The organism is Actinomyces sp. HMT 175 (assembly GCF_016694895.1).
Classification (GTDB): Bacteria; Actinomycetota; Actinomycetes; order Actinomycetales; family Actinomycetaceae; genus Actinomyces; species Actinomyces oris.
This window is the reverse complement of record NZ_CP068012.1, coordinates 3,013,615-3,024,208: the sequence shown is the minus strand read 5'-3', so window position 1 is coordinate 3,024,208 and position 10,594 is coordinate 3,013,615. Positions and strand designations below refer to the sequence as shown.

At 62.9% G+C, this 10,594-nt stretch carries 8 protein-coding genes; all 8 read left to right on the top strand.

Annotation, left to right across the window (positions count from 1 at the left end):
* Positions 1–383: 383 nt before the first annotated feature.
* The 8 genes from rpmH (at position 384) to JJJ14_RS12495 (ending at position 6,388) form a co-directional block, all read left to right on the top strand.
* Positions 384–521 carry a 50S ribosomal protein L34 gene (rpmH, locus tag JJJ14_RS12530; RefSeq protein WP_003788507.1) on the top strand — a complete coding sequence of 46 codons (138 nt, stop codon included), beginning with the start codon at positions 384–386 and terminating at the stop codon, positions 519–521.
* A gap of 1 nt (position 522) precedes the next feature.
* On the top strand, positions 523–891 hold the full coding sequence (gene rnpA / locus JJJ14_RS12525; protein ID WP_201444323.1) for a ribonuclease P protein component: 369 nt from the start codon (positions 523–525) through the stop codon (positions 889–891).
* Between the two features lie 23 nt (positions 892–914).
* Entirely contained in the window at positions 915–1,199 is a 285-nt protein-coding gene (gene yidD / locus JJJ14_RS12520) for a membrane protein insertion efficiency factor YidD (RefSeq protein WP_070510270.1), read from the top strand.
* A gap of 93 nt (positions 1,200–1,292) precedes the next feature.
* On the top strand, positions 1,293–2,477 hold the full coding sequence (yidC, locus tag JJJ14_RS12515) for a membrane protein insertase YidC (RefSeq protein ID WP_201444322.1): 1,185 nt from the start codon (positions 1,293–1,295) through the stop codon (positions 2,475–2,477).
* 50 nt (positions 2,478–2,527) lie between these two features.
* Positions 2,528–3,142 carry a Jag family protein gene (locus JJJ14_RS12510; protein ID WP_075378086.1) on the top strand — a complete coding sequence of 205 codons (615 nt, stop codon included), beginning with the start codon at positions 2,528–2,530 and terminating at the stop codon, positions 3,140–3,142.
* Between the two features lie 2 nt (positions 3,143–3,144).
* On the top strand, positions 3,145–3,789 hold the full coding sequence (gene rsmG, locus JJJ14_RS12505) for a 16S rRNA (guanine(527)-N(7))-methyltransferase RsmG (RefSeq protein ID WP_075378085.1): 645 nt from the start codon (positions 3,145–3,147) through the stop codon (positions 3,787–3,789).
* A gap of 107 nt (positions 3,790–3,896) precedes the next feature.
* On the top strand, positions 3,897–4,799 hold the full coding sequence (locus JJJ14_RS12500; RefSeq protein WP_003788519.1) for a ParA family protein: 903 nt from the start codon (positions 3,897–3,899) through the stop codon (positions 4,797–4,799).
* The gene (locus JJJ14_RS12495) at positions 4,799–6,388 is read left to right on the top strand and encodes a ParB/RepB/Spo0J family partition protein (protein WP_201444321.1); all 1,590 of its coding nucleotides are present in this window, start codon (positions 4,799–4,801) and stop codon (positions 6,386–6,388) included. The genes JJJ14_RS12500 and JJJ14_RS12495 overlap by 1 nt, the downstream gene beginning before the upstream one ends.
* The last annotated feature ends 4,206 nt before the right edge of the window (positions 6,389–10,594 follow it).

The following is a 10,594-nucleotide window of genomic DNA, read 5'->3' as shown; positions in this document are numbered from 1 at the left end:
AAAACAGTAGGTATCGATGGCCCGGATGATCTGCTGCGAGCCCGCGGAATGACACATGTGTCGTCATTGACGGGGCTTTTGAGGAGGTGTGAGCGGGTCCAGGAGTTATCCACATATCCGCAAGGGTGTGGACGGAGTCCTTCCCACAGCCGTGGACACGGACGACCCCGCTTGTGGACGGAGTGTGGAGAGGATGTGGATGACGCCACCGGTCACAGTGGTCACAGTCGGCCACATTCGTTTGACCGGCAAGAGGGCCAAACGTAGGCTGTTGCAGACGTTCGTGCGGAGTCAGGTCCCGATCCATGGGGCAGCCGCACGAGCGACAGTGCCGCGAACCTCGCGATGCACTGTTCCGATCACCTCAAGCAGGAGTTAAGCCCGTGAGCAAGCGGACCTACCAGCCGAACAACCGTCGTCGTGCCAAGGTGCACGGCTTCCGTAAGCGCATGTCCACCCGCGCAGGCCGCGCCGTCCTCGCTTCGCGGCGCCGCAAGGGCCGCGTTCGCCTCGCCGCCTGAGGTGCTCGGCGCGGCGCACCGATTAGCGCGGGGTGAGGACTTCACTACCGCGATTCGTCGGGGTACGCGCTGCGGGAACCGCAGGCTGGTCGTGCACTACCACGCCGGCGGGAGAGGGGATAACTCCCCGGCTCTCGTCGGCGTCGTCGTGCCCAAGAAGCAGGTCCCGCTGGCCACTCGCCGCAACCGCGTCAAGCGCCGGGTCAGAGCCCTTATGGCGCAGCGGGTCGGTTCCCTGGAACCGGGAACTCGCGTCGTCGTGCGCGGACTGGCGGGTGCCGACGGCGCCGACAGCAGCACCCTGGGACGTGACCTGGATCGGCTTCTGAGCCGGTGCCGGGAGCGTCAAGCTGAAGGGCACCGGCGGTGAGCCGGCCGGTTGCGGGCGTAGCGATGAGCGGATGGCTGACGCGAGTCCTCGTGGCTCCGGTGCGTTTCTACCAGCGCTTCATCTCGCCCGCCCTGCCGGCCTCCTGTCGCTACTATCCCACGTGCTCGGCCTACGCCGTCACGGCGCTCAAGGTGCATGGTCCGATCAAGGGCCTGCTGCTGGCCCTGTGGCGTCTGCTGCGATGCAACCCGTTGACCCGCGGTGGAGTCGACCATGTTCCGGACAAGGGGCAGTGGCGATATCACCATCCCCGTGACGTTCCGAGGTTCACGGTCGAGGACCCCTGACCGAAGCCGCTGAACCGGCGGTCACGACGCCGGCTCAAGCCCTGAGCCCACACTGATACCTCTCGCACGAGAACCCTCATACAAGGAGTACGGATGGACACGTTGCTGTGGCCGCTCAAGGTGGCCGTGGCCTGGGTCATGGTCACGATCCACAAGGCCCTGGTCCTCATCGGCTTCCCCGACGGACCGGGTGTTGCCTGGGTGCTGTCCATCATCGGTCTGACGATCGTGGTGCGGCTGCTCATCATGCCGCTGTTCGTCAAGCAGATCCGAGCCTCCCGCGGGATGCAGCTCCTCCAGCCCGAGATGCAGGCCCTTCAGGCCAAGTACAAGGGCAAGAAGGATCCCGAGTCGCGCCAGCGCATGAACGAAGAGATGATGGCGCTCTATCGCAAGCACGGGACCAACCCCATGGCCTCCTGCCTGCCGATCCTGGTGCAGATGCCCATCTTCTTCGCCCTGTTCCGGGTGCTGGCCTCCCTGGGTGCCGTTGCTACCGGCAAGTACGGCCGCCCCTCGATCGGTCCGCTCACGCAGCAGCTGGCCGAGCAGGTCCAGGCCTCCAGCGTCTTCGGTGCCAGCCTGTCCTCCTCCTTCCTGGGCAGCTCCGACACGCAGGTCAAGATCGTCACGGTCGCCATGATCGTCATCATGTCGGTGACGCAGTGGTACACCATGGCGCAGCTGTCGATGAAGAACATGTCGACGGACTCCCTCAACTCCGACAACCCCATGATCCGTTCCCAGCGGATGATGCTGTATGTGATGCCGGTGATCTTCGCCGTCTCCGGCGTCAACTTCCAGATCGGTGTGCTCGTCTACTGGGTGGTCTCCAACCTGTGGACCATGGGTCAGCAGTTCTTCACCATCCGCAACATGCCCGCCCCCGGCAGCGAGGCCGAGAAGAAGTACCGCGCCCGCATCAACGCCAAGCGGGCCCGCAAGGGACTGCCCTCCCTGGAGGAGGAGGAGCGAGCCGAGGCGATCGCCAAGGCCGAGGCCGAGGGACGCACCGGAGGTCAGCGGGTGCAGCCGGTGCGCAAGAACCGGCAGAAGAAGTCCGGCGGTCAGGGCGAGTCCCGCAGTGAGGCCTTCGCCGACGACTCCGATGTCGAGCAGCTCGAGAACGCTGATGAGGACAAGGACTCGACCTCGTCCAAGAGTGGTGGCCTCAGCGATGAGGAGATCGCTCGACGTCGTTATGAGCGCCGTGCCCGTCAGCGGCGCGAGGCGGCGGCCCGACGCAAGGCCCAGGCCAAGAAGAAGCGCAACCGCTGAGACGTGTTCAGCGGCCAGACAACCCGGTTCCCAGCACAGATACGGATGACATGATGAGTGAGCAGCACAGTAACGACTCCTCCCACCAGGCGGCGGATGAGGCCGTGAGCAGCCCCGTGAGCAACACCGTCTCGCGCCTCGAGGAGGAGGGCGAGATCGGTGCCGACTACCTCGAGGAGCTTCTCGACATCGCCGACCTCGGCGGTGACATCGACATCGACATCGATCACGGGCGCGCCTCGATTGCCGTGGTCGCCTCCGAGGAGGGTGACGAGCGCGAGCTCGCCGACCTCGTTGGACGCGACGGGGAGGTTCTCGAGGCCGTTCAGGAGCTGACCCGCCTCGCGGTGCAGGCGCGTACCGGCAACCGCTCCCGGCTCATGCTCGACATCAACGGCTACCGCGCCGATCGACGTACCGAGCTGACCAAGGTCGCCCAGGAGGCGGTCACCAAGGTCCTCACCTCGGGAGAGGCCGTCAGCCTCGAGCCGATGAACCCCTTCGAGCGCAAGGTGTGCCACGACGTCGTCGCTGCCGCCGGACTGGTCTCCGAGTCCGAGGGTGCCGAGCCGCACCGCTACGTCGTGGTCCTGCCCGCCGATGAGGAGGGCGTGGACGACGACGCCGAGGACGCGGCTGACGACTCCGCTTCGGAGCAGTCCTGAGCATGAGTGAGGAGCAGCGGGCCCAGGTGGAGGAGCCGACGGCGGAGATGCGGGAGATCTTCGGGGTCTCCTTCTCCGCGGCGGAGCACTTCGCGCAGATGCTCGCTGAGGAGGGTGAGCTGCGCGGTCTCGTGGGGCCGCGCGAGCTTCCCCGCCTGTGGACCCGGCACATCGTCAACTCGGCGGCCGTGGTCCCCTTCCTGCCGGCCCGGGGAAGCGTGGCCGACGTGGGATCCGGGGCCGGCTTCCCCGGCATCGTCGTCGCGCTGCTGCGCCCCGACCTCGACGTCACGCTCATTGAGACGATGGAGCGGCGCACCCAGTGGCTCTCCGACGTCGTCGAAGAGCTGGACCTGGACAATGTGAGCATCCGGCGGGCCCGGGCCGAGGAGGTCAAGGACCGCTACGACGTGGTGACGGCTCGCGCAGTGGCGAACCTGTCCAAACTCGTGCGGCTGACGGCACCCTTGCTCCGACCGGGGGGTGCCCTGCTCGCCCTCAAGGGGATGCGGGCGCAGGATGAGGTCGACGACGCCAAGTATGTTATTAAGAAGGCTAAGTTATCAGTCGCTGTCGTTCATGAGGTTGTCACCGCTGGCGACGAAACGACGGCGGTGGTTGAGATTCGCCGCCCGAAGAGCCGTTGAGATACGGCGCGCGTTCGGTGTAACGCGTAAGGATCGACCTGCTCGCGTAGACTCGTAACTGCCCGACTGGCTCGGGCTGTTGGGTCGCCGTCCGAGGAGAAGCAGGTTTGTCCGGATCGTCTATCTTCGATCAGCTCCAGGCCGAGCACCTCGCGTTAGACGAGGTAGCGGGTGGAGAGTTCCCACATCCCGAGCGGACTCGTGTCATCGCAGTCGCCAATCAGAAAGGCGGCGTTGGAAAGACGTCGACCGCGGTGAATCTTGCGGCGGCTTTAGCTGAAGGTGGGCTGCACGTTCTGCTCATCGATGCCGACTCTCAAGGTAATGCCTCCACTGCACTGGGGGTGGAGCATGATGAGGACAGCGCCTCCATCTACGACGTCCTCGTTGACGCTATGCCGATCAAGGATGTCGTCGCCAAGACGCGATTCTGCGAGTCCCTGTGGTGTGTGCCTGCGACTATTGACGTGGCTGCGGTTGAGATAGAGCTCATCTCCACTGCTGAGCGTGAGTCACGACTGCGGCGTGCGCTGGTGGACTACCTGGTTTCACGTGAAACGGATGGTCTGGAGCCCCTCGACTACGTCATCATCGACTGCCCGCCGAGCCTCGGCATTATGACGATCAACGCCTTCGTCGCTGCTGACGAGGTGCTTATTCCGATGCAGGCCGAGTACTACGCTCTTGAAGGCCTCGCCCTGTTGACGCGCTCCATTGACAGGATCGCGCGTATTCACAATCCGGGACTGGGAGTCTCCATGATCGTGCTCACCATGTTTGACGGACGCACCACCCTGGCCCGTGAGGTGGAGTCCGAAGTTCGTTCCTATTTCCCTGATGCGACGCTGGACACCAAGGTGCCGCGTTCCATCCGTGTTGCCGAGGCCCCCTCCTTCGGTGCTCCTGTGGTGTTCTGGGATCCCCGGTCCACCGGCGCAATTGCGTACAAGAAAATGGCTCGTGAGGTCGCTCTGCGGGGCGCTCCCCGAATTGAAGGCGAGGAAGCCTGATGGCTCAGAAACGGCGCGGACTGGGACGAGGTCTGCAGGCGCTGATTCCCGAGGCGCAGAAGGAGAAGGTACCTGCTGCGTCTCGTCCTTCCGATGTGTTCTTCCCCGACTCCCGGAAGGACGAGTCGCGTGATGAGGATGCGGCTTCCCAGGCCACGCATGACGCTCCGGAGCCTGAGCCGGCCGCCGAGGCGCGCAGTACTCGCGATCTGGCCGCTACTCTCCTGGCTCCGTCTCAGCGGAAGCGTGGATCCAAGAGTCGCTCGACTCGATCCACGACCGCATCCAAGACCGGTGCTCAGAACAAGCAGAAGAAGCCGGTTTCACGTGAAACCACGCCGGATTCGACGACTGATGCGGAGGTGACGGAGAAGAAGACTGCGAAGAAGTCGTCATCCGCCGGCTCAGCGAAGCGGAGTGCATCGGCCGCGCCGAAGCGAGTAACCAAGAAGGCAACGAAGGCAGTCCCCGCTGTGGTGGAGGAGCCTTCGCATGAGGCCTCGACGGTTGAAGACGTCCAGGAGGAGAGCGCTTCGACGTCGGTTCCTCAACCGGAATCTACGCCCGTGGTCCCTGAGGTTTCACGTGAAACGGAGGAGGAGCAGCTTGAGGCTGCCGATCACGGGAACTCCGATGCCGAGAAGGAGAGGACCGAGGAGGACCTGGCGGCGGTCTCATCTGACGCTGGAACTGAGCCGTCCGACGCGACCGATGCCGAGGAGGAGACGGCGGATACAGGCGCCGATGAGCTTGTTCCCGTTCCGGGTGCCCGCTTCGCTGAGATTCCGGTGGAGCTGATCCACCCGAACCCTCGTCAACCCCGTCAGGTTTTCGATGAAGAGGACATCTCGGAACTGGCAGCCTCGATTGCAGAAGTGGGTCTGCTGCAGCCGATTGTGGTGCGTCAGGTGCCGACTGCTCCGGGAGAGGAGCTTCGGTACGAGCTCATTATGGGTGAGCGGCGTCTTCGCGCTTCCAAGGAAGCCGGGCTGGAGACGATTCCGGCGGTCGTTCGGGATACGGACGACGTCGATCTGCTGCGTGACGCGTTGCTGGAGAACTTGCACCGTGTTCAGCTCAATCCTCTGGAGGAGGCTGCGGCCTACCAGCAGCTGCTGGAGGACTTCCAGTGCACTCATGCGGAGCTTTCCGAGCGGATTGCCCGGTCTCGGTCCCAGATCTCCAACACCTTGCGCCTCATGAAGCTGCCGCCGCTGGTGCAGCGCAGGCTTGCTGCGAATGTCATTTCTGCAGGACACGCTCGTGCGCTTCTGGGTCTTCCCAATGCGGCGGAGATGGAGCGACTTGCTCAGCGCGTGGTGGCGGAGGGGCTGTCGGTGCGTGCCACGGAGGAGCTGGTTGCGCTGCATGAGGAGCCTGAGCCGGGATCGGACCAGCCGAGGGTCTTGCGTGCTCGGAGCACTCCTCTCCCGGCGCTTTCAACCCGGCTGTCCGATGCCTTCGACACTCGTGTGAAGGTGACACGTGGAGCGAAGAAGGGGCGCATCACCATTGAGTTTGCGGGCGATGAGGACCTCGCTCGCCTGGTCGACGCGCTGGCGCCGGGAACGTCTCTTGACGAGGAATAGCCTGCTCTGATCCTTTGAGCGTGGTGGGGCCGAGACACTCAGTGTCTCGGCCCCACCGTCGTCTTTACTGAATAGCCATTGATGGGGGCTTGTGGATGGGTCGACAGTCGTGTTTCACGTGAAACACGGTGGCGCTCACCGGTGATCCAATGGTTCGGGGTGAACTCAGGGTGTCACTCACGGTATCGAACGCTGATTGTGTCAGCCCAGGTTTCACGTGAAACATGTGAATACCGACTTGTCGGTCATTGCTGAGGTACGTGGACACCGGCGAACGCTTGATGAGTTGAGGCGGAATGGTTGCGGATGTATGACGCGCCAGAATGCTGGGTGTCGTGACAACCGAGCCGCTGGTTGGGGCGTTGCCTGGAACCATCGTGAAGTACGCACGAGGCCTGACCAATGCCTCTCGCTACTCGCAGAGTGGGTCGACCTGGGGAGGGGGTCGGAACCGGCCTCTACCGTCCGCCTCGCGCCTCTGTGCTGAAGTCTGGGGGCAAGTAGGGGAAGGTGCGGTCGACCCCCAGCTGAGAACGCCGGGCCAGGCCACCATGACCCCGCGGGGTCGATCAAGCTCGCGGCTTAGTGCCCGCAGCGTTGACCATCATGGTTCCGTGGGCAAAGTGAGAAGGGAGCGTCGCTGGAATACGACCTCGGTTTCACGTGAAACCACCGGTCGCTTCGGGTTCGCGGCGTGGAAGCGCTACCGATGTGAGATCCATGAACGCTGCTGCGTCCTCAGATGCCTTTGCTTGCTCATCCCCGAGACGATGAACACCACCCCACGCTCCTACTCGAGCAGAGTCTTGGACGTGAGGAGATCAGATATAGACAGGTCCTGGTACTCCCAAGGTTTCACGTGAAACACGGGAAGTGGCGGTTGCATCGCTACCGAAACTGTGTGCGTGACCGTATCGAGGCGTAGCGGTACTAGTCGATGTGGTTCTCAGGCGGCGATAGAGGAGTGCGTATGGCAAGGAGCGCGGAGTCCGGACGCCTCCCGTGCGGCGTTGTATGGGCGATGACGCTTGATGAGGCTGTACGCGTATGCCCTTTTCAGAGTCGTTGCTAGGGCCGCTCGAAACTGACGTGGTCGCTCGCATGGATACAGAGAAACGGTCAATGTTCGCCGCGTCAGCTCCTCAAGAACGGGGGCGGTGGGTCCTGAAATGCTGAGCTCGTCGTCATGGGTCTATGCGTCGTCGATTGCTCAGGCACTTCGGTCCCGACGGTAGCGGTGAGACTGGGGATCCTTGTGGTTTCACGTGAAACCACAAGGCGAGCCCTTCCCCTCCTCGTGGGGTAGGGGGTAGCGCTCTGCGGGGTATCAGTGTTTCGTCGTGGCCAGGTAGATCGGTGGCCGGAGAATGCCGCTTCCCGGTGGGACTCACGACCGCGGGGCCATGCTGACCTTAGTGTGTCGGCCACGAACAGCGGAGGAATGCACACAGGGGAACTCATACCGAATACTCGTGATCGCTGGTTTCACGTGAAACCAGAAGAGGGTCGATCGGGGATGGCTTTCGTCGAGGTTTCTAGTCGACGTGGTGCGTGCGCATGTAGCAGATGAGTGGTCGGTGATGCCGTCTCAGCCCCTTCCCCGGGCGAGGCATCGGTTCGCATTCCAACAGTGAGGATTCCTCGTGTTGCTCACGTCCTCTGTAGCGCATCTGTTGGCGCACCAAGCGCGGCGTCAAGGGCGGAGTTCTGCATCGTGGCGCAGTGCTGAGGCATGAGTGAGGTTCCTGGCTACTCACAGGCGTCATCTGCGTGGCAGACACCGCGAAGAGGAGCACCGTGCTTACCTATCCTGGGAGAGCGGACCGTGGAATGACGTCGGCGCTGCCATGACGCCCGCGCCGTGTTTGTGAGTCAGTTTCACGTGAAACCAATGGCGAAGCGTCCGACGGCAATGCTCCGTGAGACTCTGCAGACGTCACCGATCGTACAAGGTGTGATCTCAAGCTGCTGATGAGACGTGATGCCCTCTCCCTTCCCGGAGGCAGGTAGGGCGCATGCCGTAGCACGTGAGGAGCAACGTGATGCCGCCTCCCAGTGCCCGGTAGCGGTCTCCCGTTGAATATGTCGTGCCCGACGGGATGCGACCTACTGCTGCCGCGGATGAACGTGGCAGATACATCTGCTTTGGGCGGGACAGATCGGGTGCCGTCTGTTAGAGAAGCACGGCAAATCTGATCGTGACAACGTGCGCTGCCTGACTGGCGTGGGCGGCATGGCAGCCGTTTCTCGGGGACTGAGGCTGGTTTCACGTGAAACCAATGGCGAAGCCTCCGCCGGGAGTGTTCCATAAGAGTCTGCAGACGGAACTGAGGACTGAGTCCGTGACGTCAAGTTGCCGGATGGCGTTGATGACTGATGGACTCTCGTTCCTGGAGGGAGACCCGTCATGTGCTGTAGCACGTGAGGACGAGCCGGACGCCGCTGCTATGTGGATACTGGAGGTCGGCCGTCGAGTACGTCGCGTCCGATGGGATGGAAGGCTTTGTGCTGAGATGGAAGAGTGTGGAAGATACGGCTGCTTTGGCAGGTGCTGATCGAGTGCCGTGTATTGGGGAAGCACAGCGAATCCGAGCGTCACGACGTGTACCGCCGCACCGAAGGGGTAGGCATGGTGTGCACTTCCTGGGGCTGTGAGCCGGTTTCACGTGAAACCGCCGTAAGTCGCTGAAGAGCGCTCTCGTTCCGATTGGGCCAGCGGTGTCGCGTCAATGTTCGTAGGGTTTATCCTGGTGTGCGGGAACGGGATGCTCAGGCCTCCCCCGGGGGAGGTACCGCTCGTCCCCGTGCGATGAGTACGACGCGAAGGTCCCGCGCACGTTCCGATGCGAAGAACAGAAGTCGGTCATGCTCCTGATCGCATGTGCCGATAGTCAGTGTTGGGCACGGAGCCGTGCAGCAGACTACTCGACTCGTTCACTTGGATTGTGAATGCATCTGCCTCCGCATCGGCGCATGAGGATGACGGAGGAGACGATACAGCGGAGTCCTGACTGTGCTGACGCTATACCAACGCAATGCGGAGCATGTTTCACGTGAAACCGCGAGATCAACAGGGTACGCGGAGCGCTCCGTTTCAGAACGGCAGTCTGGAATACGTGCTGATCGATGAGAGGGCATGAAGGGTGTCGCGGGCCTGCCCATCGACCCGATGTGTGGGAGAGGCGGAGTGGACGCTCCAGATACCGGAGGCCATCGGTGTTGAGCTCGTTCGTCAGGCTTCATTGGCAGAGACAGGAACCTCTGGGGCCTTCGACACCCCTCCCCACCTACCCGGCAGGGAATCCTCGCTGGTTCGGCCACCCACTATCAGGGCAGGAGGGGCAGAGAACGGCGGTCGTCATCGGCCACCAGTAACGCGCCACGCGGTACGGTGGCTAGCTCCAGGGGATGGAGCCGGGGCTGTCATACATGAGCGTGTTCCATCCGAAACCGATCTATGGGGACGCCGCTTGCTGGCTTGGAGTACCCCTACCCCGGGGATGGCTGTCCCTTATGGGAACCGTTGGGTGTCAGGCTGAGCCGGGCTGTATCTGGAACCGGGCCTCCTTCTCGTCATAAGGCCCACGCCCGTCTGCGCAGGAATCGAATAAGGCCGCAGTCAACAGCAGGTTTCACGTGAAACAAATGGACGCAGTATCGGTACTCGGTCGCGGGCGCCAGTGCGAGTCCTACGTGGCTCTGCGTCGACCTCGCTGGTGGCATTGCCCCATGCTGACGATGAGAGCCGATTCGTGCCCTGCTCGTCTGACGTGCTCTCTCCCGCGTCTCCTCGTAGCAGCCGTGCGGCCCGCCTCATCGCAGCGCTGGGTAGACCGGATGCGCTACCGCGCTTCTGACGCGCCACACGGTCTCTCAACGGCACACGATGAGATAGTGAATGGGAGAAGGGCGTGTGTCAGCGGACGTAGCTGAGACTTGCTGAATTGGTCAGTGGCACCGTCGATGTCTGGTTTCACGTGAAACATGAATGCGCTGTGTTGAGCGTGCATGCTCCATCTCCCGATCGACTAGCGCTTGGGTATGGGCAATGACGTCCATACCTATGACGCGCCGGGCAGCATTGTTTGCCGTGCGTTGCACGCGAAGCGGATGAACGGGCGCCGCAGTGCCATGCGCTCAAACTACGTCGCTCCCCGAACGAAGGAACCGTAGAACCCCTCCATCGGTATGGGAAGCGGGCAACTC

What these genes read in the sequence shown, in the direction of transcription:
- yidD (WP_070510270.1), top strand. Translation starts at nt 915, where the DNA reads ATGAGCGGATGGCTGACGCGAGTCCTCGTGGCTCCGGTGCGTTTCTAC.
- yidC (WP_201444322.1), top strand. Translation starts at nt 1,293, where the DNA reads ATGGACACGTTGCTGTGGCCGCTCAAGGTGGCCGTGGCCTGGGTCATG.
- JJJ14_RS12510 (WP_075378086.1), top strand. Translation starts at nt 2,528, where the DNA reads ATGATGAGTGAGCAGCACAGTAACGACTCCTCCCACCAGGCGGCGGAT.
- rsmG (WP_075378085.1), top strand. Translation starts at nt 3,145, where the DNA reads ATGAGTGAGGAGCAGCGGGCCCAGGTGGAGGAGCCGACGGCGGAGATG.
- JJJ14_RS12495 (WP_201444321.1), top strand. Translation starts at nt 4,799, where the DNA reads ATGGCTCAGAAACGGCGCGGACTGGGACGAGGTCTGCAGGCGCTGATT.